Raw genomic sequence first — 21,558 nt, 5'->3', positions numbered from 1 at the left:
GGGCCGCGCCGAAGGCCTCGCCGGGGCGGTTCGCCACGTGGGCGGGGCGGGTACGGAAGGCGGCCGCGCGGGCCGCGGCGGGGGCAGTGGGGACTGGGAGCCCAGCACGCCTCGCGCCTCGGTGCTCAACTGCGCTCCCCCTCGCGAGCGGCCCGCCGTACCGCCCGACGGCCTTGCTGGGCAGGCCGGTTCGCATGCGGAGAACACCCCGCTGACCTGCCGGTCGCCATGGTGTACGCCACTCTACGGGGCGTCGGCCGCCCTTCGCACGGGCCATGCCTCTACCCAGCGGTGACGCCCTCTGGCAAGCTGCGGCCATGTACGCCGCAGCTGCCGACCGGGCCCGTTTCGACCGGGCCACCGCCCATCTCGACGCTCCTGTCGCCATCGTCGATCTGGCCGCGTTCGACGCCAACGCCGAGGATCTGGCGCGGCGGGCGCGGGGCAAGCCGATCCGGGTGGCGAGCAAGTCGGTGCGGTGCCGGGCGCTGCTGGAGCGGGTGCTGGCGCGGGACGGGTTCGCCGGGATCATGAGCTATACGCTCGCGGAGTCGCTGTGGCTGGCGCGGTCCGGTTTCGAGGACGTGCTGCTGGCGTATCCGTCGGCCGACCGGGAGGCGTTCGCGCTGCTGGCGGGCGACCCCAAGCTCGCGGGCGCGGTGACGGTGATGGTGGACGACGTCCGCCAGCTCGATCTGATCGACGCGGCGCGGTCCGGCGGCGGCGAGGAGATCCGGGTCTGCCTGGAACTGGACACCTCGCTGCGGCTGCTGGGCGGCCGAATACGGATCGGCGCGCTCCGCTCGCCGCTGCGCTCCCCCGCCCAACTGGCCGAGCTGGCCCGCGCGATCGACCGCCGGCCCGGCTTCCGGCTGGTGGGCCTGATGGCGTACGAGGCCCATGTGGCGGGTGTCGGCGACCGGCTGGCCGGGCGGCCGGTGCGGTCGCGGACCATCCGGCTGATGCAGTCCGCCGCGCGCAAGGAGCTGGCCGCGCGCCGGGCCGAGACCGTACGGGCGGTGCGGGCGGTCGCCCCGGACCTGGAGTTCGTCAACGGCGGCGGCACGGGCAGCGTGCAGCACACCGCGGCGGAGGACGCGGTCACGGAGGTCGCCGCGGGGTCCGGGCTGTACGTGCCGCGGCTGTTCGACAACTACACGTCCTTCCGGGGCCGCCCGGCCGCGCTGTACGCGCTGCCGGTGGTGCGGCGGCCCGGCGTGGGCGTGGTGACGGTGCTGGGCGGCGGCTATCCGGCGTCGGGCGCCGCGGGCGCGGACCGGCTGCCGGTGCCGTATCTGCCGGCCGGGCTGCGGCTCGACTCGCTGGAGGGCGCGGGCGAGGTGCAGACGCCGCTGCTGGGGCAGCCCGCGGACGACCTGCTGATCGGCGACAAGGTGTGGTTCCGGCACGCGAAGGCCGGCGAGCTGTGCGAGCGCTTCGAGGCGCTGCACCTGATCGACGGGGACCGGATCGTGGAGACGGCCCCCACCTACCGCGGTGAGGGCCGTACGTTCCTGTGACCGCGTCCGGCCCGCTGCCGGGCCGGACGGCAGGGGGCTTTAGAGGTGCGCCCGGTCGTGCTGGTCCGGGACGACCGTGCCGTCGGGGCGCCGGACCGGGCCGCTCGTGCCGTCCGTGTTCACGTACGCCGTCGTCGAGCACGGGTACGTACCGGACTTGGCCGGCATCGGGTCGATGAACATCGGCTGGGCGACCCAGCGGTGGTCGGCGTCGTCGTAGGCCCGGCACATCAGCTCGCCCTGGTTGCGGTTGATGGCCAGGTGCGCGCCGGTGGCGTCGTTCACGAACGTCACGTCGGTGTTCGCGTCGCCGCCGCCCAGCGCGATGCGGTGCGCCGGGTCCTGGAGGCGCCACGCCTCGGCGCCCTTCTTCTTGAAGATCTCCTGGTTGATCCAGCAGCGCTTGCCGTCCATGAACGGGATCGCGTCGCCGCCGGTGCCCTTGACGTCGCCGCAGGCGCGGATGCCGGTGGTCATCTTGCCGTGGCTGGTGAGGCTGCGGATGCCGATGGTGTGCTTGCGGTCCAAGCCGACGCCGCCCGACCACGCCTGGGCGATGGGCTCGGAGGAGGCGGAGACGATGTAGACGTCGAAGCCGGCCGCCTTGAGCGTGCGGATGAGGTCCTTCTGCTGGTCGTAGTAGCGGACGTACCCGGCGATCTTGTGGGTGCCGACGGTCTGCGTGGAGCCGATCGGGGCGGCCAGCGCCTCGGTACGGGCCTGCTTCGCGTACGAGGTCAGCGCGGCGGGGCGCTGCCCGGCGAACAGCTGCGGGACCCAGGCGTACGAGGGCACCGTGCGGCGGTGGTTCCAGTCGCCGGCGAAGGCGGCCTTGCCGCTCATCGTGCGGGACTCGGCGCGGATCTCCATGATCTCGTCCGCGCAGGCGGTGTTCCGCGAGGTGTGCAGCGGCTTCCCGACCGGTACGGACGTGCCGCAGGCTCTGGTGAGATCGCGGGCGGCGCCCGGCGTCATCCACTTGCTGGTGGCCCGCCAGCTCGCCGGCCGCAGGATCTTGTCGTGCTTGAGCGCCCAGGCCAGCGTGGCGTCGGTGACGTCGTTCTTGACGACGGTGTTGTCCCAGTCGAACGCGGCGACCGGCCGCGGCCCGCCGTGGCCGGAACACCGGCCGCGCTCGTCGATCATCCGCTGGAGCTTGTGCCGGTTGTCGCCGAACCACGTGAGGTTCTTGTCCAGCTGCGGGCAGTTCGTGTGCGCCGAACGCGCGGCGGCAGCGTTCTCGGGGGTAGCGGCGGTGGCGGGCACCGCGGCGGCGAGGGCCGAGGCGGCGGCGAGCGAGGCGACGAGAGCGTGCTTGGTGCGCATGCGTCCTCCAAGACGTGGGGGGCCAGGACTGACACCGAAAACCGGCCGAACAGCCGGTTTTCGGTGTTGATCATGGACCTTACATGGGCGTTACATAAGCGCCCGCGATTCCGCCGTCGACGAGGAATTCGGCCGCGTTGACGAAGGAGGAGTCGTCGCTCGCGAGGAAGGCGACGGCGGCCGCGATCTCCTCGGGCTCCGCGAAACGGCCCACCGGGACGTGGACGAGGCGGCGCGCGGCGCGCTCGGGGTCCTTGGCGAACAGTTCCTTCAGCAGCGGCGTGTTGACCGGGCCGGGGCACAGCGCGTTGACCCGGATGCCCTCGCGGGCGAACTGCACGCCGAGCTCGCGGGACATGGACAGCACGCCGCCCTTGGAGGCCGTATAGCTGATCTGCGAGGTGGCGGCGCCCATCACGGCCACGAAGGAGGCCGTGTTGATGATGGAGCCCCTGCCCTGCTCGCGCATATAGGGGAGGGCAGCCTTGCAGCAGAGGTAGACGGAGGTGAGGTTGACCTCCTGGACGCGCTTCCAGGCGTCGAGGCCGGTGGTGAGGATGGAGTCGTCGTCGGGCGGCGAGATGCCCGCGTTGTTGAAGGCGACGTCGACCGAGCCGTACGTGTCGTGGGCGGTCCTGAAGACCGCCTCCACCTGCTCGGGGTCGGTGACGTCGACCTTGACGAAGAGTCCGCCGACCTCCTCGGCCGCCGCCTTGCCGGTGTTCTCGTCGATGTCGGCGACGACGACGTTCGCGCCCTCGGAGGCGAGGCGGCGCGCGGTGGCCAGCCCGATGCCGCTGCCGGCTCCGGTGATGACGGCGGTACGGCCCACCAGGCGGCGGCACACGGGGGTCTGGTCGCTCACTTGCTTTCCTCCATCGTGGTCGGGCGTCACTGCTCGGGCGCCGCTCAGGCACCGGTGTTCAGGCACCGGTGTTCAGGCGTCGGTGTTCAGGAAGACGTTCTTGGTCTCGGTGAAGGCGGCGAGGGCGTCCGGGCCCAGCTCCCGGCCGAGCCCGGACTGCTTGTAGCCGCCGAACGGGGTCGAGTAGCGCACGCTGCTGTGCGAGTTGACGGACAGGTTCCCCGCCTCGACGGCGCGCGAGACGCGCAGCGCGCGGCCCAGGTCGCGGGTCCAGATCGAGCCGGAGAGGCCGTAGTCGGTGGCGTTGGCGATGCGGACGGCGTCGGCCTCGTCCTCGAAGGGGAGGACGACGGCGACGGGCCCGAAGATCTCCTCGGTCGCCGTCCGGTCGCCGGGCGCGGCCTCCAGGACGGTCGCCGGGTACCAGAACCCCTTGCCGTCGGGGGCCTCGCCGCGGATGGCGGCGGGGGCGGACTCGGGTACGTACGCCCGTACGCGCTCCCGGTGCGCGGCGGAGATCAGCGGGCCCATCCGGGTGGCGGGGTCGGCCGGGTCGCCGACGGTGAAGGCGCGGACGGCGGGCTCCAGCAGCTCCATGAAGCGGTCATAGGCGTCGCGCTGGACGAGGATGCGGCTGCGGGCGCAGCAGTCCTGGCCGGTGTTGTCGAGGAAGGAGCCGGGGGCGGCAGCGGCGGCCTGTTCGAGGTCGGCGTCGGCGAAGACGATGTTGGGGCTCTTGCCGCCGAGTTCGAGGGTCACCCGCTTCACCCGTGCGGCGCACTCGGCCATGATCTGCTTGCCGACGGCGGTGGAGCCGGTGAAGACGACCTTGGCGACGCCGGGGTGGCGGACGAGGGCCGCGCCCGCGACGGATCCGGCCCCGGGCAGGACCTGGAAGAGCCCTTCGGGGAGCCCGGCCTCCAGGGCGAGTTCGGCCAGCCGGAGCGCGGTGAGCGGGGTGGTCTCGGCGGGTTTGAGGAGGACGGCGTTGCCCGCGGCGAGCGCGGGGGCGGTGGCCCAGGCGGCGATCGGCATGGGGAAGTTCCACGGGGCGATGACGGCGATGACGCCGAGCGGCTCGTGGAAGGTGACGTTCAGCCCGCCGTCGACGGGGATCTGGGCGCCGATCAGCCGCTCGGCGCCGCCGGCCGCGTAGTCGAGGAGGTCGCGGACGTTGCCGGCCTCCCAGCGGGCGTTGCCGATGGGGTGGCCGGCCTCCTGGACCTCCAGGCGGGTCAGCTCCTCGATGTGCGCGTCGACGGTCGCGGCGAAGCGGCGCAGCTGCCGGGCGCGGTCGCCGGGGGCGAGGGCCGCCCAGGCGCGCTGCGTGCGGTCGGCCCGTACGACGGCGGCTTCGACGTCCTCGGCGGTGGAGGCGAGGACGGTGGCGATGACCTCTTCGGTGGCGGGGTTGAGTACCTGGTGCTCGTGCACGTCGTTCCGTTTCCTCACATGCGCTCGAAGGAGCGGAATCGCTCCCAGTCCGTCACGGCGGTGTCGTAGGCGTCCTGTTCCACGCGCGCCGCGTGGAGGTAGTGCTCGACCACCTCGTCGCCGAAGGCGGCGCGGGCGAGGGGGCTGGCGGACCACAGGTCGGCGGCCTCGCGCAGGGTCACCGGGACGTGTGCGGCGTCGCCCGCGTAGGCGTTGCCGGTGCACGCCTCGGGGAGCTCCAGCTCCGCCTCTATGCCGTGCAGTCCGGCGGCGACCATGCCGGCGACGGCGAGGTAGGGGTTGACGTCGCCGCCGGGCAGCCGGTTCTCGAAGCGGTGGGCGTGGCCGCGGCCGACGACGCGCAGCGCGCAGGAGCGGTTGTCGGGGCCCCAGGCGACGGCGGTCGGGGCGAAGGAGCCGGGGCGGAACCGCTTGTAGGAGTTGATGTTGGGCGCGTACAGCAGGGTGAAGTCGCGCAGGGCGGCGAGCTGTCCGGCGAGGAAGTGCTCCATGGTCCGCGACATGCCGTACGGGCCGTCGTCGCCGGCCATGACGGGCCGCCCGGCCTCGTCGCGGAGCGAGAGGTGGATGTGGCAGGAGTTGCCCTCGCGCTCGTCGTACTTGGCCATGAAGGTGAGCGCCCTGCCCTCTTGGGCTGCGATCTCCTTGGCGCCGGTCTTGTAGACGGAGTGCTGGTCGCAGGTGACGAGGGCCTCGTCGTAGCGGAAGGCGATCTCGTGCTGGCCGAGGTTGCACTCGCCCTTGGCGGACTCGACGGTCATGCCGGCCGCGCCCATCTCGTTGCGGATGCGGCGCAGCAGGGGCTCGACGCGGCCGGTGCCGAGGACGGAGTAGTCGACGTTGTACTGGTTGGCGGGGTGCATGCCGCGGTAGCCGCGGGTCCAGGCGTCCTCGTACGTGTCGTTGAAGACCATGAACTCCAGCTCGGTGCCCGCGTACGCGCTCCAGCCGCTGCCCGTGCGCTCCAGACCCGCCTGGCGGAGGCGGTCGAGCTGGTGGCGGAGGATCTGCCGGGGCGAGGCGGCGACGGGTGAGCCGTCGTGCCAGACGAGGTCGGCGGTGATCAGGGCGGTGGCCGGGTTCCAGGGGGTGCGGCGCAGCGTGGAGACGTCGGGGCGCATCGCGAAGTCGCCGTAGCCGCGGTCCCAGGAGGACATGGCGTAGCCGTCGACGGTGTTCATGTCGGTGTCGACGGCGAGGAGGTAGTTGCAGCCCTCGGTGCCGTGCTCCAGCGCGTCGTCGAGGAAGAAGCGGGCCGCGAACCGCTTGCCCTGGAGCCGTCCTTGCATATCGGTGAAGGCGAGGACGACAGTGTCGATCTCCCCGGCGTCGACGAGCCCGCGCAGCTCGTCGACCGGGAGCGGGGGCGTGCGGTCTGCCACGGGATGGCCTCCTGTCTGCGCAACCGGAGTCATAAGGTAGGCCGGTAGACCATTGGTTGGGAAGGGGGCTCGATGAACGGCGCGGAGGATCGTCTCGCGGCGGTGCTGCGGCCGGTGCGGGCGGGCAGCGGCTTCGAGGAGGCGCTGGAGCAGATACTCCAGGTCGTCCGGCTGGGCCTGGTGCCGCACGGCGAGCGACTGCCTGCCGAACGCGAGCTGGCGGAGCGGCTGCACATCAGCCGGGTGACGCTGCGCGAGGTGCTGAAGGTGCTTCAGGACCAGGGGCTGGTGGAGAGCCGGCGCGGCCGGTACGGCGGCACGTTCGTACGGGCCCGTGCCGAGTCCACCGGCGCGGAGGAGCTGCGGCGGCGGCTGGTGGCGGTGGACGTGGAGGACACGCTGCGCTTCCGGGAGGTGCTGGAGGTGGGCGCGGCCGGGCTGTGCGCGTCCCACGGGCTGGCGCCGGAGCAGGCGGCGCGGCTGCGGGCGGCGCTGGACGCGACGCACGACGCGCCGCTGGCGGACTACCGGCGGCTCGACACGATGCTGCATCTGACGCTGGCGGACGTCTCGGGGTCGGCGACGCTGGCCGCGCAGTACGCGGCGGTGCGGGCGACGGTCAACGACCTGCTGGACTGCATCCCGCTGCTGGTACGGAACTTGGAGCACTCGCAGCGGCAGCACGCCGCGCTGGTGGAGGCGGTGCTGGACGGGGACGCGGACGGCGCGCGCGAGGTGATGCGGGAGCACTGCTGCGGGACGGCGGCGCTGCTGCGGGGGTTTCTCAGCTGAGGGAGCCCGGGTACGTCCCGGAGGATCGCGGGGCCGCTCCCCGGCGGATCGCCCGGCGGATTGCCCGGCGGATTGCCCGGCGCAAGAGGGTTGCTTTCCGGCCGCCACCGCGACAAAGGTATGGGCTCAAACCTTAACCCTCGCAGGCAGGAGCGGTTCATGCCCGATCGGCCCGATCGCACGGAGTCCCCCACCGCACCGCCTGCCGCCCGCTCCCACGGCTCCCCCGCCTCTCCTGCCTCCCCTGCCTCCCCCGACGGCGCGTACTTGGAGAAGCGCGCGCTGCGCCGCGGCAGCGCCGGACCGCTGCTGCTGACCGGCCTCGGCGTGGCCTACGTCGTCTCCGGCGACTACTCGGGCTGGAACTTCGGCCTGGCGCACGGCGGCTTCGGCGGCCTCGCGGTCGCCGCCGTGCTGATGGGCCTGATGTACACCTGCATGGTCTTCTCGCTCGCCGAACTGGCCTCCGTACTGCCCACCGCGGGCGGCGGCTACGGCTTCGCCCGCCGCGCCCTGGGCCCCTGGGGCGGCTTCCTGACCGGCACCGCGATCCTCATCGAGTACGTGCTGGCGCCCGCCGCCATCTCCATCTTCATCGGCGACTACGTGGAGTCCCTGCACCTGTTCGGCCTCACCTCCGGCTGGCCCGTCTACCTCGCCTGCTTCGCCGTCTTCATCGGCATCCACCTGTGGGGCGTCGGCGAGGCGCTGCGCTTCAGCTTCGTCGTCACCGGCATCGCCGTCGCCGCCCTCCTCGTCTTCGCCGTCGGCGCGTTCACCGACTTCGACGCGGGCCGCCTGACCGACATCCCGGTGCACACGGACGCCCTGGGCGCGGGCTCCTGGCTGCCGTTCGGGATTCTGGGCATCTGGTCGGCGTTCCCGTTCGGCATGTGGTTCTTCCTCGGCGTCGAGGGCGTGCCGCTGGCCGCCGAGGAGACGCGGGACCCGGCGCGTACGCTGCCGAAGGCGATGGCCACCTCGATCTGCGTCCTGCTGCTCCTCGCGCTGCTCACCTTCCTCGCCTCGACGGGCGCGGGCGGCGCGAACGCCATGAAGGACGCGGGCAATCCGCTGGTCGCGGCCCTCCAGCCGGACGGCCACGCCACCACCCTGAGCCGCATCGTCAACTACGCGGGACTGGCCGGCCTGGTGGCCTCCTTCTTCTCCCTCATCTACGCCGGCTCGCGCCAGCTCTTCGCGCTCTCACGGGCCGGCTACCTCCCCCGCTTCCTCTCCCTCACCAGCCGCCGCAAGGCCCCCTACCTGGGACTGCTGGTGCCCGGCGTGCTCGGCTTCGCGCTGGCCGCGGCGACCGGGGACGGCGCGCGGATGCTCAACGTCGCGGTGTTCGGGGCCACCATCTCGTACGCGCTGATGTCGCTCTCCCACATCGTGCTGCGCCGCCGCGAGCCGGGGCTGACGCGCCCGTACCGCACGCCCGGCGGCATTCTCACCTCCTCCGCCGCCTTCGTGCTGGCCTGCTCCGCGCTGGCCGCGACGTTCCTGGTGGACAAGGACGCGGCGTTCATCGCGCTGGGGGTGTACGCGGTGGCCCTGTGCTACTTCGCCTTCTACTCCCGGCACCGGCTGGTGGCCTCGGCCCCGGAGGAGGAGTTCGCGGCGCTGGCGGAGGCCGAGGCGGAGCTGGACCGCACGTAATCGCTTGAAGCAGCTTGAGAGCAGATGGAGGACATCGTGACCGGCCCCCTGATCGGCGTCAGCACCTACCTGGAGGACCCCGTGCGCTGGGGCGTGTGGCAGCTCCCGGCGGCGGTACTGCCCGTCGGATACCACCGGCTCGTACAGCGCGCGGGCGGGCTCGCCGCACTGCTGCCCCCGGACGCTCCGGCGGCGGCGGACGCGGTGGTGGCGCGCCTGGACGGCCTGGTGATCTCGGGCGGGCCGGACGTGGACCCGGAGCGCTACGGAGCCGAACGCCGCCCCGAGACCGGGCCGCCCGCGCCGGAACGCGACGCCTGGGAACTCGCCCTCATCGCGGCCGCCCTGGACCGGGGCACACCGCTGCTGGGCATCTGCCGGGGGCTCCAGCTGCTCAATGTGGCGCTGGGCGGCACGCTCGTACAGCATCTGCTCGACGTGGTCGGGCACGGCGGCCACAGCGGGCCGCCCGGAGTCTTCGCCCGGCACGCGGTGAAGCCGGTGCCCGGCACGATGCTCGCGGCGGCCCTGCCGGAGGAGGTGTCGGTGCCGACCTTCCACCACCAGGCGGCGGACCGGCTGGGGGCGGGGCTCGTACCGAGCGCGTACGCGCAGGACGGCACGGTGGAGGCGGTGGAGCTGCCGGGGGCGCGGGGCTTCGCGCTGGCCGTGCAGTGGCATCCGGAGGCGGGGGACGACGTCCGGGTGATGTCGGCGCTGGTGGGGGCGGCCGGGTGAGATCCGTGCCGGTGGCGGCGGCAGGGTGAGATCCGTGCCGGTGGCGGCGGCAGGGTGATGCCGACGCTGGCGGCAGGGGCCCGGATGACGTCCGCGCCGGCGGCGGCGACCGGATAAGTGCCCGCGCTGGTGGCGGCGGCCGAGGGCTGATCCACTGGGGGCATGGAGGCCGTCATATTCCGGCCACCGCCCCCGGGGCCCGATCTCCGGCCCCGGCCCCCGGCCCAGCGCGAGGAGGACGCCATGGAGGAGGACGCCGTGACGGACCCGGGCACCCCCGCCCCGCCCCACCGGCTGATGGACATCGTGTCCGGACTCTGGGCGGCGAAGGCGCTCGCCGTCGCCACCCGGATGGACCTGTTCTCCGACCTGTCCGCCGCCCCCGGCCTCCCGGTCGCCGAGGTGGCCGCCCGGCACGGCATCGCGGAACGCCCCGCGGAACTGCTGCTCACGGCCTGCGCCGGGCTGGGCCTGCTGGTGCGCGAGGACGAGGGCTACGCCAACACACCGGAGGCCGAGACCTATCTGGTGCGGGGCCGCCCGGAGTACTTCGGCGACGCCGTGCTCTCCTTCGACCACCGCTACGCGGGCTGGATGCGGCTGGACGAGGCCGTGGCCGGAAACGTCCCCACCAACTTCGACCCGCGGGCCAAGGAGTCGATGTTCGACGCCCAGGACGCGCTGCTGAAGAAGACCTACTGGTCCTCGATGTACGCCCTGTCGGCCCCGAGCGCCCGAGCCCTCGCCGAGGTCCTGGGCCTCGGCGGGGTACGGCGGCTGCTGGACGTCGGGGGCGGTGCCGCCGCGTACGACATCGAACTCTGCCGCCGCTACCCGGACCTGCGCGCCACCGTCCTCGACCTGCCCTTCGTCTGCGAGCTGACGCGCGAACGGGTCGAAGAGGCCGGCCTCGGCGACCGGATCTCCCTGACACCGGGCGACTTCCTCCGCGACGCCGCCCTGCCCACCGGCCACGACGCGGTCCTGCTGTCCCAGATCATGCACAACTGGGACGAGCCCACCAACCGCGCCATCCTCCACAAGTGCCACGCCGCACTGCCGCCCGGCGGCCTGATCGTCATCAGCGAACTGCTCGTCGACGACACCAAGGACGGCCCCCTGCTCCCGGCCCTCATGAGCCTCCACATGCTCGTGAGCACCTGGGGCCAGAACTACACCCCGAGCGAGTACGAGCGCTGGCTGACCGAAACCGGCTTCACGAACGTACGCACCGTCCGCTTCTCGGCGCCGGGGGCGGACGGTGCGGTGGTGGGGGTCAAGGGGTAGCGGCCCTGCCCAGCGACAGGGCGAAGTCGGCGAGAGCCCCGAAGTCGTCCTCGCACAGCCCGATCCGCGGATTGACGTGGTACAGCAGGCCGGGCGCGTGATGATGGCCGGTCACGTACGCCTGGTCCAGATCACTCTGTTCGTCGTCGACCCAGGCGAAGGGACGGCCTCGGGCGTAGTCCACGAGGGGCGCCGTCTTCCAGTGCACTCCGTCGGGGCGCTCTTGGAACAGGGCAGGGCCGAAGTCGACGAAGGGGAGTTCGGGCAGCCCCAAGGCCGGGGCGATCCACCGGTTGGCATCCGCCATCCATGAGGTGGCCCAGCACAGCTCGTAGTCGAGCCGGAGCAGGGCCGGTCCGTGTTCCGGGTCGAGCCGGACTCGCAGGGGCCGCCAGCGGAGCGAGAGTTCTCGGTGTTCCTCTGGAATCACACTGTCCCGGGGCACTCTGAGCGTGGTGTACCCGTTGGGGCACCACTCCGGCTCGGCCGCGTAGGGGCTGAGCGGCCCGTCCACGTCGAGGAACAGCAGCGGCCGACTCATGGTCTCCCCCGTCATGCTCGATCTTCAGGTTGTGCCGGTGGAAGAGTAACCGCGGCGATCGTGACCGCAAGGGGCCTCACCCCTCACCCGCTCCCCCGCGTCAGCCCCAGCAACTCGCGGGCCGGGCCCGCCGGGCGTTGGCCGGTGGGCCAGACGGCGCGGAGGTCGCGGCCGAGGCGGACTGTGTCGACAGGGATCTTGACGAGGCGGTGGGCGGCGAGTTCCTCGCCGACGGCGAGTTCGCTGAGGACCGAGGGGCCGGCGCCGCTGACGACGGCGGCCTTGGCGGCGGTGGTGGAGGCCAGTTCGAGGAGGGGGGCGGTCAGGCCGCCGTGGTCGGCGAGGGCCGCGTCGAGGACCTGGCGGGTGCCGGAGCCGCGCTCGCGGAGGATCAGGGGGGTGGCGGCGAGTTCGGCCGGGTCGAGTGGGGTGCGTCGGCGGGCCCAGGGGTGGGCGGGGGCGACGACCACGACGAGGTGGTCGTGGCCGATGATGGCGCCGTCGAGGCCGGGGGGCACCCGCAGTCCCTCGACGAAGCCGATGTCGGCCGCGCCGCCGAGGATGCGTTCGGCTACGGCCGCGGAGTTCCCGGCGAAGAGGGAGACGGCGGTGTCCGGGCGGTTGCCGCGCAGCGCGATGAGCCAGCCGGGCAGCAGGTACTCGGCGATGGTCATGCTGGCCGCCACCCGCAGCCGCGAGTCGCGCCGCCCGCGCAGGGCCTGCGCGCCCACGTCGAACGCCTCGGCGGCCTCCACGATGCGCCGTGCCCAGTCCGTGACGAGCGCCCCGGACGGGGTGAGGGTGGAGCCGCGCGGCGAGCGCTCCACGAGGGAGACGCCGAGCATCCGCTCCATGGAGCGGATGCGGCTGCTGGCGGCGGGCTGGGTGATGCCGAGTTCGCGGGCCGCGCGGCCGAGGCTGCCGAGGCGGGCGACCGCGAGGAGCAGTTGCAGCGCGGCGAGGTCGGGCACCCGGTGCGCCAGGCGGCCGGTGTGCGGGGGCGCATCGGCCGCGCCCTGATCCGCGCTCTGAGCGGTGCCCGGAGCCGCGCCCCGCCGCCCCTCCCGGCCCGACTCGGTGTCCGCCTGCTCGCCCTGCCCGTCGCCCATAAAGCCAGCTTATGCCCTCATAGAGACAAGGTCCCTGGTGAGCGGCGGAGGAGCGGAGCATCTTGGTGCCATGACCACCATCGCGCAGCCGCGCTCCCGCCCCCTTTCAGAGAACCGCCCCCGCGGGTCCGTCCGCATGCTCGGACCCAATTGGTACGCGGCCGTCATGGGGACGGCGATCGTCGCGAACGCGGGCGCCGCCCTGCCGGTCCACTTCTGGGGGCTGCGCGCGGCGTACCAGGTCGTCTGGGCGCTGGGCGCGCTGCTGCTGGTCGTGCTGTTCGTGGGGCGCGGCGCGCACTGGGCCCGCCACGCCGACCAGGCGCGCAAGCACCTCCTCGACCCGGCGGTCGCGCCGTTCTACGGCTGTCTGTCGATGGCGATGCTCGCCGTCGGCGCGGGCAGCCTTTCGGTCGGCTCGGACGTCATCGGCGTATCGGCGGGCGTCGCCGTCGACACGGTGCTGTGGATCGCGGGCACCGCCGTCGGGGTCGTCGCCGCGTCCGCCATCCCGTATCTGATGGTGACCCGGCACAAGGTCGACGCGGGCACGGCCTCGCCGGTGTGGATTCTGCCGGTGGTCGCCCCCATGGTGTCCGCGGCCTGCGGCCCGGCCCTGATCGCCCATCTGCCGTCGGGCCAGTGGCGGGAGACGCTGCTGCTGGGCTGCTACGCGATGTTCGGGCTGTCCCTGCTCGCCACCTTCATCATGCTGCCGGTCATCTTCGCCCGCCTCGTGCACCAGGGGCCGCTGCCGTTGGCCCTGACCCCGACGATGTTCCTGGTGCTCGGTCCGCTGGGCCAGTCGACGACGGCGGTCAACAACCTCGCCGACGCGGCGCACGGCGCGATCGACGGCACGTACGCGCACGCCATGATGCCCTTCGCGGTCCTGTACGGCGTGCCGGTGATGGGCTTCGCACTGCTGTGGCTGGCGATCGCCACGGCGACGGTGATCCGCGCCTTCCGGAACGGCATGAAGTTCTCGATGACCTGGTGGGGCTTCACCTTCCCCATCGGCACCTGCGTGACGGGCGCGGCCGGGCTCGCCAAGCACACCGGGCTGCACTTCTACACCTGGCTCGCGGTGGCGCTGTTCATCGTGCTGGTCGTGGCATGGCTGGTCGCCGGGGTGCGGACGCTGCGCGGAGTGCTCAGCGGCGCGCTGCTCGCAGTGCCGCGCTGAGCACGGCGGGCGCCTCGGCCAGCGAGGGCCCGTACCAGGTGAGATGACGACCGCTGACGAGGGCGACGGGCAGAGCCGCGGGGAAGGCTTCGGGCCCGTCGTCCGCCGCGAAGCCGTACGGCTCGTCATGTGAGTCAGCTTCACAAAGGAAGAGCTAAAGCGCGCAAAGGTGCAGGTCAGAGCACCCACCAACAGGACAGGGACACCTTCGGTCATCCCTCAGCACGAATCACACACTCCAACTTGCGTGGACGAATTAACCCCCGACATCGGATGTCGGGGGCAGCGGGGGGCAACTACAGGTCCTTGACCATCACTGCGTACAGGGGCGCGTCTTCAAAGGGCCTCGTTTCCGCGATCTTGCGGTATCCCCAGCCCTCATACAGGGACCCAACCTTGGGGTGAGCCGAGTCCACGAACAGCGTGGCCGCATAAGCTTCCTGGTCCTCAACCAGCGCATCATGGATCTGAGCTGAAGCCCCGGTCTTGCGCCACTTGGGTACGACCATGAGTTCGGACAAGGCAAACACCTGAGTATCCGCCGTCAACCAAGACGGAGCTTCCACACCACGCCACCACCCTCCGGGGCTGAAAAGTGCGCCGTACGCATACCCAACCGGTTCGCCGTCTTCGAAGCCGACGACACAGGCCCACGTGTCTTTGCTGGACCAGGCGTCCACAAACTCAGCAAACCGGCCTCGCGAGTGGAACTCATCAGAGTCACCGGCGTACGCCTCGTCATGGATATCCAGAAGCATGGTCCGGACGTCCCGCGCATCCTTGCTCCCGTAGCGAGTCAGCTCCACTGCCGAGACCTCTCAATCCACCCCACGACTTCGGGGACCCTCGATCCTGACGACACCAAAGTACCCCGTAGCCTCGTCAACATGTCCGTGGTCCGCTTCGACCCTGACCCGGCGGGGAGCAGGTCATATGCATGCAGGCCCGTAGCACAAGCAAGCTCCAACTCCCCTTGGCTTGCCTGAGCCAGCGCCAGATGTGCCGAATACAAAGCCCTGTTACGAAGCATGTCGGGCCGGATGCCTGAGAGCGTGCGGTGGAAGAATGCTTCTGCTCGATCATAAGACCCCAGCGCAGCCCAGATACTTGCGGTCAGCCCATCCACCTCGCTTTCGTCATAGAAACTCAGCCATGCTGAACGGCGCTTGCCTTCCGCTCGCGTGAACGCCTTCTCTGCTGCTGACAACGCTCGCAGTGAATCGCTCCTCTGCGCCATCCTGGCCAGCGCCCGAGCTGTGCGCATGTGCGCCAGAGACGCGTAAAGGGGGTCCCTACGGGCAACGAAAGACGTCTTCATGACCTCCGCCGCTGCCGCCCCTTCAGTAAAATCCTCACGCTGGCAGGCCGTCATGGCGAGATGGTTCCACACGTGGAATTGCGTCTCACTGTCCCCTGAGAGGCCAGCGAGTGTCACCGCGCGGTCCAGGTGAGTGCGCGCCCGCTTAGGGGATTTGGCGTCGATGGCGGCGAAAGCCGCTGAACTTGACGCGTTCGAGGCAAGACAGTGGAGTCGCTTGCGGATACGAGTGGAGGTTGCCCCCATGGATAGGGCAGATTGGACACGAAGCGAGAGTTCAGCAGCCCGGTTCTCTACCGTGCGCATGCCTCCTATATGCCAGTCCTGCTCAAGGATTCGCTCATACTCCGCCTGAAAGCGGTCAGCGTCGCTCATGCCGAGCTTGGCCCCATTCGCCCCTAGAACAGCTATTGCCGTACCGCCGGTAGCGGAGAGAAATTTCCTCCGGGGGATGAATCCCAACTCCTCGGCCGACGCCCCAAGGACCGCTTCAGCGCAAACTCTGATTCGTTCCTGCGGCCAACCCGTTTCGCCGCGGAGCCAGCGCCGAATGTCGCGGTCGGTGAGGCACCCGAGCGAACCGGTCAACACTTCGATCTCCGCGTTGATCAAGCGAGCCAACTCAGCTTGAGAGTGGCCCAGTTCAGCCATACGGGCCGCCAACCTGGTGTTCCCAGTCACACCCCGACAGTAGCGCCGCGCGATCGATCGGCGACAGCCCGAAGGTAAAAATCACCGGGGTCATGCGCCGACGATCCCCTCAGTTCCACCTGTCGCCCAGGTCTCGATGGTCGTTGAGTTGGTGACACCGAACGCACCAACCGGTGAGGGGGCCGCGGACTACTTTCCGCACCGGACCATGAGGTTCCCGGAGCCCGCAGCACCAACCCACCGTACGTAGGAGGGCCGTATGACACAGGACCCGCGCACGATCACAAGATCCCCCGATGTGGATCTCACAGAGATCAAGACGGTCGTCAACCGCGCTCTAGCTGAGCGGCCGGCGCCTCTCGCTTATGAGGTTTTGTTCGAATTGCACCAGGAACTCGTAAGACACATCAGGGTCTTGACCCCTCTGGCCCAGAAGCGCGTAGATGGCCAGTGGCGCGGGTCGGTGGAGTGGTACAACGACCAGACTCGGATGAATAGGATCGCGCACGAACTAGGCGAAGGACTCGGCAACGGCCTGATGTCGGCAGCCAGTCACGTACAGGCCCTCGGATACACCCTCCAGTTCCTCGTCCAGAAGAGCGAAACAGCGGCCCGTGCTACCCAAACCGCGATGGGCAGCACGGTCGTTCCTTGCAGTCACACAAACGGGTGGACCAGAACCGAAGAAGGCGAGCAGCACTGTTCGTCGTGCCGGACGAAGAGGGTCACGGCGTACGACGCGCTACGGGGACCGGCTCCGGAAGAGTGACTACGAGTCGCGCTGTCCCTCACCCCGCTCGCCTGAGTGCTCGTGAATCCAACGGGGCTACAGAGAGGACGCGCAGTGCCCAGCTCCCCTTATTCTCCGGGGTCCGAGGCCGTATTCAAACTTGTCGCAGATGCACTTGCGTGTGCCGAATACAGCGCTAGGTGTGTCTCCGGTGACGAGATCGAATGCGGCGCGGAGTCCGGACCGAATACCTCCCCGGCCACCCTCGCGGAATGGATCGCGCGGTATGCCGAGAAGTCCGGCCACCGCCGTTTCCTCCGCAATCAGGGTGTGTACGTGCTTTGGCCCCCGCCGGCGGGCCACTTGACGATCTTCGGTGACGAGGTCGTGAGACGCGAGGCGCCTGCCGCAGGAGGCGCGGCATGAAGACCAGCGATCGTATCGGCTTCCCCGCCTTCGTAATTCTCACCGTGTCCGCTATCGCGATCGTCATCACGCTCGCAGCCTCGGGCCGACTCTAATCTCCCCCTCGCCATCGGTGGACCCAAGAGGACCTGGTGGCGGGGTGGGCGGGCACCTTCCACCACAAGTGTGATGACGGTGGGTGGAAGGCGCCCGATATACCCCCGCGCCCCAGCGCGTGTGGGGCGACATGCAACACAGAGAAAGGAGCACAGCCAGGACGGGTATGCACGTGAAACGAACGTGACACCGAAGGAGCATTAATGGCCGATTCGCAGAAAGCTCCGGCGGTCACCGATCACATCCTCGGTGAGGTGCTGGACAACGTGAAGCGTGACCCGGTCGAGATCTCGGCCGGCATCGCGGCCCGCGTCCGGGCCGCCTCCGCGGACGGTGCGGAGGTCGTAATGATGGGCGGCTGGACCGACTAGTAGTCGCCCCTCCCCGCGAGTCCAAAACGCTCGGAGCGGTCGTGGGCCGCTCCGAGCGTTCCGCTTCCATCAAAGAGAGGGAACTGTCGTGCACATGCTTTCCGTAGGGCATCTCTACGAGACAACCGCGCGTCTCGCCTATGCCGTCAACGGCGCCTACCCCTCAAGCTCGTTCCGGGTACGACCCGCATACGTGAGGGCGATCAACACACTCAGGCCACCGGAACTACCGGCCGAGCTGGGCGGCATCAAGGTCGGCTACGAAGACAGCCCTTGGGTCGCGCACTGCAAGACGAACGGCATCTTCGCTCACATCGTGGGTCCGGCCACCGCATCGGACGGCCCGACCCGCGAGGAGTGGGACCGACAGATCATCGATGCCTTGGACCTGATCAGGAAAATTCACCCTGGCCTACGTCAGATGGTGGACCTGGTGGTCACCGACATCATCGCGGTCAACTCCGGGGCAGACGGCGGCGGCAGCGCCAACACGATGCCGGGCATCGTCCTGATGAGTCCGGGCGCCGGATGGGGGGTTCTGGACTACGCAATGTGCATCGTCCACGAGGCCCTGCACAGCTCCCTCTTCATCATGGACACGGTGTATGGCATGTTCACCCTGCCTCCGGCGGAGCTGGAGAAGGACGAGCACTGCGCGCTGTCGGCGGTGAAGATTGGGCAGAAGAGGCCGCTTCACGCCGCCTTCCATGCCGCGGCCGTCGCGGTCCCGCTCATGTACATGGAGTACCGCGAGGGCGGTGGCGAGCTGGTTACCCAGTACACGACCTCTCTCCGCGACGCCTGCAAGGACATGCAGACGTCGCGCGGCCTCTTCACCTCGTACGGCCGGCTCCTCCTGGACGAGATGAGTCGGTGGGCCGAAGCCGACCCCATCGACTTCTCTCAGGTAGCCCGCGCCATCACCAGCCGTGAGTTCGCGGGCTATCAACCGGAGGTCGCGGCCTGACGAAGCCGGACTACTCGAAAGCAATGCCCGCTTCACGTGCCAGGCTCAGGGCCAGCTCCATCGCCCCTGGGCCTGCCACTGTTGTCCCCTTGAGATACGCGCCTCCTCCAACGTCGAGGAGTGTGCAGTTCTCCACCCGCATGGAGCCGACCTTCACGTTTCCGAACTGGGCGCCGGTAAGATCGCACCCCACAAACCGAACGTTGTGCATCTCGGTGAACTGGAAGTCGGTGCCCATGAGCCGACAGTCCTCGAAGACCGTCGAGTAGATCTTCATGTGCCGGAACATTCCGGGACTGGCTACACAGCCAGAGAAGGTCACATCTCGGAACATCCCCGACTTCCACGATGAACCGGTAAGCCTGCTGCCGCTAACGGTGCAGCGGATCAGGGACACGTCGCCGGCAGTGACCTGAGAGAAGTCACAGGTCTCGAACCGGCAGTCGCTGAACTGGCTTTGGCGCAGGGAGGAGCCGGTGAAGCGCACGTTCGCGAATCGGCATCCCTCAGCCTCTGCCGCCTCGACATCCAGCCCCACGAGGGCCTGCCCATCGAAGGAGAGGCCCTTGAGGATCGCATCGTCCTCCACCTCGTCTCCCGCCGCCGTCCGCAGAGACGGGGAGACGCGAGGTGCCTCCGGGGACTTGATTCTTCCACCGTGGCGGGCGATTGAAGCCATGCTCGATCCTATCCCGCTGCTGCCTCTGCACAGGGGCGAATGAGGCTCCCGCAGGGATCGAACACCCTTTTCGGCGCGGGCTGCTGGCAACGCAGAAAACCCCCCTCTCTCTGGAGAGGGGGCCTTCGTTTTTGGTGGGTAAATCGCCCTTGTGCTGCTCGACCCACTTCTTCAGGGCTTCGACGGACAGATTCTTCTCGAACGCCTCCGTGATCCACCCCTTGATCCGCCCTTGCGGGCCCACATTGATGGAGTGCTTGAGGGCCCAGGCTCGAACCTCGGCGGCTGACGCCCCGGACACGGCGGAGCGCCTTGGCTTCGCGGCGATACGCTTCGGCTTCGCGGTGGCCGCGGGCGGAAAGTAGTCGGGGACGACCTGAATCCCATGTTCTTCCAGCGCCTCCAGGAGCTTGTCATGGGCAGTCTTCGCCGCCTTGTGCTCCTTGCGGATCTGGCCGATCACCTTCGGATCGGTTACCTCTCCCCGGTACTCATCCTCGCCCACCGTGAGCCGGACTACCTGCACGGCCTCTAATTCATCGTCCGACATGCTCACCCCCAAGTAGTGACCTGACGGCCTGTCATGGCTTAGCTACGGGTCGTCCGGGAGCACCACTAGGTCGAGGGCGGCGGCGCGGAGTTCCTCGATCGGTACGCGCGGGTAGCGCTCGGCGTAGGTCGCGTAGGCGTTGTCGACGCCGAGCCAGGCCAGCAGGTCGCCCGCGAAGGTGTCGCGGCCGAGCACCATCCAGGGCCGCCGCCAGACGGGCACCGCCGCCCGCAGCCGGACGGGCGTACGCACCGGCTCCCGCCCGGTGGCCCCGGGGCGGTCCGAGTCCGGACAGGCGGCCTCGCCGAGGCCCAAGTCCCGCCAGGCGGCCTCGGCGCGGTCCAGCCACCGCGGCCGGGTCAGCCCGCAGCCGTCTGCCAAGACCCGCTCCAGCTCGCTGAACGCCTGCTCCAGCGTGCGTACTTCGGTGACCATGACGCGCAGCCCCGCGGCGCGCAGCGCGGCCAGGTCCGGCTCCCGATTCTCCTCCTCGTTGGCGATGACGAGATCGGGGGCGAGCCGGGCGATCCGGTCGGTGTCGGGGTTCTTGGTGCCGCCGATCCGCGTCACGTCGAGATCGGCGGGGTGGCCGCACCAGTCGGTGGCCCCGACGAGGAGGCCCGGCGCGGTGACGGCCACGGCTTCGGTGAGCGAGGGGACGAGGGACACCACGCGCCGTACGGCAGTGCGACTGGCCATCGCCCCACGGTACGGCCCCGAGCCGTACGGGTCCCCGCGGTAAGACTTCCCCCGCCGTACGAGCCCCGCCCTACAAGGCTCCCGCCGTACGGTCAACGAGTGCGCAACACCGTGCTGATGCTCTGGCCGGCCTGGGCCAGGGGCTCCGCGAGGCGCGCCAGCCGGCCCGCCGAACCGGTCACGGCGCAGACGGACGCCACGACGGTCTCGTCCGCGCCGAACAGCGGGACCGCCGTGCAGAACACGCCCGGCATGATCTCCTCGTGGTCGAAGGCGATGCCCTTGTCCCTGATGGCGGCGGCGGTACGGGCCCAGGAACTCGGCAGCGCTCCCAGCGGCAGGTCGGGCCGGGCGCCGGCCACGAGCACCTTGCCCGCGGCCGTCGCCCACGGGTACATCGCGCCGGTCCGCTGCGGCGCCACCTCGTCGGCCTGGCCCCCGACCCCGGCGACGACCATGGTGCGGCCCTCGCGCAGCACGCACAGGCCCACCGTCGCGCCCGTGGTGTCGGCGAAGTGCCGTACGGGCGGGCCGCGCCGAGCAGGGCGGGGTGCGGCTGCCAGCGTCTGCCCAGGCGGAACATGCGCGAGCCCATGCGGTAGCGGTCGCGGACCCGTTCGACGGCCCCGAGCTCGACGAGCTGCGACAGCAGCCGGTGGGCGGTGGCCTTCGGCAGGCCGCTGTCGGCCGCCAGCCGGGTCAGTCCGGCCTCCCCCGCCCGTTCGACCGCTTCCAGCAGGGAGAACGCGCCTTCCAGAACTCCGCGTCCCCCGACGGTTGTCCTCACGGCCGGCCGCTCCAGTTCGGGGAGGCGGCCGGTGTTGCTGAACGACAAGGTTCTCTCCCCCCGTGCGCGCCCGCCGGCTCGCGGCGGTGGCGCCCGTCACTACCACTCAATTGGCCTCCGGCGGCCGCCGCCAGCCGGAAACCGGCCAATGGCCCGCACGCCGGACCCTCCCGTTCAGGAAGTCGGTCCATCGGTTCCCGATGTCCGTCCGGCGGACGCGGCCCTCGGCGGGCGCGGCGCCGGCCCCGCCCGTCGGCGTGCGGTCACGCTCGTACGAACCGGTCGGGTCCGCCAGCAGTGAAACGGCCCGGAGCTCCTGGATTTCGGTCGCGAAATCGGTGACCGCGGTGGTCGTTCCGCGCTTCCTTCACCGCTTCGTAACCTTCTCCAACTGGGTCGATATTCCGCGAGGCGCTCGCCG

The 21,558-nt window shown here is 70.4% G+C and carries 19 protein-coding genes and 3 pseudogenes; 9 read left to right on the top strand and 13 right to left on the bottom strand.

The window, feature by feature from the left end:
• The first annotated feature begins 317 nt into the window (after nucleotides 1–317).
• Nucleotides 318–1,520, top strand: a complete 1,203-nt coding sequence (locus AB0I22_RS06870; RefSeq protein ID WP_363129587.1) for an amino acid deaminase/aldolase — start codon at nucleotides 318–320, stop codon at nucleotides 1,518–1,520.
• A gap of 39 nt (nucleotides 1,521–1,559) precedes the next feature.
• On the opposite strand, the gene AB0I22_RS06865 is transcribed toward AB0I22_RS06870, so the two are convergent.
• The 4 genes from AB0I22_RS06865 to AB0I22_RS06850 form a co-directional block, all read right to left on the bottom strand.
• Nucleotides 1,560–2,846 carry a haloacid dehalogenase-like hydrolase gene (locus AB0I22_RS06865; RefSeq protein WP_363129586.1) on the bottom strand — a complete coding sequence of 429 codons (1,287 nt, stop codon included), beginning with the start codon at nucleotides 2,844–2,846 and terminating at the stop codon, nucleotides 1,560–1,562.
• Nucleotides 2,847–2,925: 79 nt separating this feature from the next.
• A complete protein-coding gene (locus tag AB0I22_RS06860; RefSeq protein WP_363129585.1) occupies nucleotides 2,926–3,711 on the bottom strand; it encodes a 3-oxoacyl-ACP reductase in 786 nt (261 codons plus the stop codon).
• A 72-nt stretch (nucleotides 3,712–3,783) separates the two neighbouring features.
• On the bottom strand, nucleotides 3,784–5,145 hold the full coding sequence (locus AB0I22_RS06855) for an aldehyde dehydrogenase family protein (RefSeq protein ID WP_363129584.1): 1,362 nt from the start codon (nucleotides 5,143–5,145) through the stop codon (nucleotides 3,784–3,786).
• A 14-nt stretch (nucleotides 5,146–5,159) separates the two neighbouring features.
• Nucleotides 5,160–6,548: a glutamine synthetase family protein gene (locus AB0I22_RS06850; protein ID WP_363129583.1), complete on the bottom strand. Its 1,389-nt coding sequence runs from the start codon at nucleotides 6,546–6,548 to the stop codon at nucleotides 5,160–5,162.
• Between the two features lie 72 nt (nucleotides 6,549–6,620).
• On the opposite strand from AB0I22_RS06850, the gene AB0I22_RS06845 reads away from it, so the two are divergent.
• The 4 genes from AB0I22_RS06845 to AB0I22_RS06830 all read left to right on the top strand — a co-directional run bounded on the left by AB0I22_RS06845 (nucleotide 6,621) and on the right by AB0I22_RS06830 (nucleotide 11,027).
• A complete protein-coding gene (locus tag AB0I22_RS06845; protein WP_363129582.1) occupies nucleotides 6,621–7,340 on the top strand; it encodes an FCD domain-containing protein in 720 nt (239 codons plus the stop codon).
• Nucleotides 7,341–7,499: 159 nt separating this feature from the next.
• Nucleotides 7,500–9,002: an ethanolamine permease gene (gene eat / locus AB0I22_RS06840; RefSeq protein WP_363129581.1), complete on the top strand. Its 1,503-nt coding sequence runs from the start codon at nucleotides 7,500–7,502 to the stop codon at nucleotides 9,000–9,002.
• A gap of 24 nt (nucleotides 9,003–9,026) precedes the next feature.
• Nucleotides 9,027–9,740, top strand: a complete 714-nt coding sequence (locus tag AB0I22_RS06835) for a gamma-glutamyl-gamma-aminobutyrate hydrolase family protein (protein ID WP_363129580.1) — start codon at nucleotides 9,027–9,029, stop codon at nucleotides 9,738–9,740.
• Between the two features lie 243 nt (nucleotides 9,741–9,983).
• The gene (locus AB0I22_RS06830; RefSeq protein WP_363129579.1) at nucleotides 9,984–11,027 is read left to right on the top strand and encodes a methyltransferase; all 1,044 of its coding nucleotides are present in this window, start codon (nucleotides 9,984–9,986) and stop codon (nucleotides 11,025–11,027) included.
• Here AB0I22_RS06830 and AB0I22_RS06825 read toward each other — a convergent pair.
• Nucleotides 11,017–11,568 carry a hypothetical protein gene (locus tag AB0I22_RS06825; protein WP_363129784.1) on the bottom strand — a complete coding sequence of 184 codons (552 nt, stop codon included), beginning with the start codon at nucleotides 11,566–11,568 and terminating at the stop codon, nucleotides 11,017–11,019. The two genes, AB0I22_RS06830 and AB0I22_RS06825, sit on opposite strands and share 11 nt — an antisense overlap.
• Before the next feature lie 83 nt (nucleotides 11,569–11,651).
• Nucleotides 11,652–12,551 carry a LysR family transcriptional regulator gene (locus AB0I22_RS06820; protein ID WP_363129783.1) on the bottom strand — a complete coding sequence of 300 codons (900 nt, stop codon included), beginning with the start codon at nucleotides 12,549–12,551 and terminating at the stop codon, nucleotides 11,652–11,654.
• A gap of 196 nt (nucleotides 12,552–12,747) precedes the next feature.
• Between AB0I22_RS06820 and AB0I22_RS06815 the strand changes: the two genes are divergently transcribed.
• On the top strand, nucleotides 12,748–13,863 hold the full coding sequence (locus AB0I22_RS06815; RefSeq protein WP_363129578.1) for a TDT family transporter: 1,116 nt from the start codon (nucleotides 12,748–12,750) through the stop codon (nucleotides 13,861–13,863).
• Here AB0I22_RS06815 and AB0I22_RS06810 read toward each other — a convergent pair.
• The 3 genes and pseudogenes from AB0I22_RS06810 to AB0I22_RS06800 form a co-directional block, all read right to left on the bottom strand.
• Nucleotides 13,832–13,990, bottom strand: a pseudogene (locus tag AB0I22_RS06810) (helical backbone metal receptor); the annotation flags it as partial. The gene AB0I22_RS06815 and the pseudogene AB0I22_RS06810 overlap by 32 nt on opposite strands.
• A 169-nt stretch (nucleotides 13,991–14,159) precedes the next feature.
• Nucleotides 14,160–14,669 carry a GNAT family N-acetyltransferase gene (locus AB0I22_RS06805; RefSeq protein ID WP_363129577.1) on the bottom strand — a complete coding sequence of 170 codons (510 nt, stop codon included), beginning with the start codon at nucleotides 14,667–14,669 and terminating at the stop codon, nucleotides 14,160–14,162.
• A complete protein-coding gene (locus tag AB0I22_RS06800) occupies nucleotides 14,660–15,832 on the bottom strand; it encodes an XRE family transcriptional regulator (protein ID WP_363129576.1) in 1,173 nt (390 codons plus the stop codon). The genes AB0I22_RS06805 and AB0I22_RS06800 overlap by 10 nt, the downstream gene beginning before the upstream one ends.
• Nucleotides 15,833–16,091: 259 nt before the next feature.
• Here AB0I22_RS06800 and AB0I22_RS06795 point away from each other — a divergent pair, with 259 nt between their 5' ends.
• The 3 genes from AB0I22_RS06795 to AB0I22_RS06785 all read left to right on the top strand — a co-directional run bounded on the left by AB0I22_RS06795 (nucleotide 16,092) and on the right by AB0I22_RS06785 (nucleotide 18,422).
• Nucleotides 16,092–16,601, top strand: a complete 510-nt coding sequence (locus AB0I22_RS06795) for a DUF6415 family natural product biosynthesis protein (protein WP_363129575.1) — start codon at nucleotides 16,092–16,094, stop codon at nucleotides 16,599–16,601.
• Nucleotides 16,602–17,287: 686 nt separating this feature from the next.
• On the top strand, nucleotides 17,288–17,455 hold the full coding sequence (locus AB0I22_RS06790; protein WP_363129574.1) for a hypothetical protein: 168 nt from the start codon (nucleotides 17,288–17,290) through the stop codon (nucleotides 17,453–17,455).
• 94 nt (nucleotides 17,456–17,549) lie between these two features.
• Nucleotides 17,550–18,422, top strand: a complete 873-nt coding sequence (locus tag AB0I22_RS06785) for an HEXXH motif-containing putative peptide modification protein (protein ID WP_363129782.1) — start codon at nucleotides 17,550–17,552, stop codon at nucleotides 18,420–18,422.
• A 10-nt stretch (nucleotides 18,423–18,432) separates the two neighbouring features.
• Here the strand turns inward: AB0I22_RS06785 and AB0I22_RS06780 are convergent, their stop codons facing one another.
• The 4 genes and pseudogenes from AB0I22_RS06780 to AB0I22_RS06765 all read right to left on the bottom strand — a co-directional run.
• Complete coding sequence (locus AB0I22_RS06780; RefSeq protein ID WP_363129573.1) at nucleotides 18,433–19,101, bottom strand: pentapeptide repeat-containing protein; 669 nt, start codon at nucleotides 19,099–19,101, stop codon at nucleotides 18,433–18,435.
• A 595-nt stretch (nucleotides 19,102–19,696) separates the two neighbouring features.
• Nucleotides 19,697–20,350: pseudogene (locus tag AB0I22_RS06775) on the bottom strand (helical backbone metal receptor); the annotation flags it as partial.
• A 92-nt stretch (nucleotides 20,351–20,442) separates the two neighbouring features.
• Nucleotides 20,443–20,829 carry an IclR family transcriptional regulator C-terminal domain-containing protein gene (locus tag AB0I22_RS06770; protein WP_363129572.1) on the bottom strand — a complete coding sequence of 129 codons (387 nt, stop codon included), beginning with the start codon at nucleotides 20,827–20,829 and terminating at the stop codon, nucleotides 20,443–20,445.
• Nucleotides 20,830–21,020: 191 nt separating this feature from the next.
• Nucleotides 21,021–21,137 (bottom strand): annotated as a pseudogene (locus tag AB0I22_RS06765) (IclR family transcriptional regulator); the annotation flags it as partial.
• Between the last annotated feature and the right edge of the window lie 421 nt (nucleotides 21,138–21,558).

The organism is Streptomyces sp. NPDC050610, from assembly GCF_040654875.1.
In the GTDB taxonomy this organism is placed as follows: Bacteria; Actinomycetota; Actinomycetes; order Streptomycetales; family Streptomycetaceae; genus Streptomyces.
Note: the sequence above shows the minus strand (reverse complement) of the source record. Positions and strands in the feature narration are given on the sequence as shown.

What these genes read in the sequence shown, in the direction of transcription:
- AB0I22_RS06870 (WP_363129587.1), top strand. Translation starts at nt 318, where the DNA reads ATGTACGCCGCAGCTGCCGACCGGGCCCGTTTCGACCGGGCCACCGCC.
- AB0I22_RS06865 (WP_363129586.1), bottom strand. Translation starts at nt 2,846, where the DNA reads ATGCGCACCAAGCACGCTCTCGTCGCCTCGCTCGCCGCCGCCTCGGCC.
- AB0I22_RS06845 (WP_363129582.1), top strand. Translation starts at nt 6,621, where the DNA reads ATGAACGGCGCGGAGGATCGTCTCGCGGCGGTGCTGCGGCCGGTGCGG.
- eat (WP_363129581.1), top strand. Translation starts at nt 7,500, where the DNA reads ATGCCCGATCGGCCCGATCGCACGGAGTCCCCCACCGCACCGCCTGCC.
- AB0I22_RS06835 (WP_363129580.1), top strand. Translation starts at nt 9,027, where the DNA reads ATGGAGGACATCGTGACCGGCCCCCTGATCGGCGTCAGCACCTACCTG.
- AB0I22_RS06830 (WP_363129579.1), top strand. Translation starts at nt 9,984, where the DNA reads ATGGAGGAGGACGCCGTGACGGACCCGGGCACCCCCGCCCCGCCCCAC.
- AB0I22_RS06825 (WP_363129784.1), bottom strand. Translation starts at nt 11,568, where the DNA reads ATGAGTCGGCCGCTGCTGTTCCTCGACGTGGACGGGCCGCTCAGCCCC.
- AB0I22_RS06815 (WP_363129578.1), top strand. Translation starts at nt 12,748, where the DNA reads ATGACCACCATCGCGCAGCCGCGCTCCCGCCCCCTTTCAGAGAACCGC.
- AB0I22_RS06800 (WP_363129576.1), bottom strand. Translation starts at nt 15,832, where the DNA reads ATGGCTGAACTGGGCCACTCTCAAGCTGAGTTGGCTCGCTTGATCAAC.
- AB0I22_RS06795 (WP_363129575.1), top strand. Translation starts at nt 16,092, where the DNA reads ATGACACAGGACCCGCGCACGATCACAAGATCCCCCGATGTGGATCTC.
- AB0I22_RS06790 (WP_363129574.1), top strand. Translation starts at nt 17,288, where the DNA reads ATGGCCGATTCGCAGAAAGCTCCGGCGGTCACCGATCACATCCTCGGT.
- AB0I22_RS06785 (WP_363129782.1), top strand. Translation starts at nt 17,550, where the DNA reads ATGCTTTCCGTAGGGCATCTCTACGAGACAACCGCGCGTCTCGCCTAT.
- AB0I22_RS06780 (WP_363129573.1), bottom strand. Translation starts at nt 19,101, where the DNA reads ATGGCTTCAATCGCCCGCCACGGTGGAAGAATCAAGTCCCCGGAGGCA.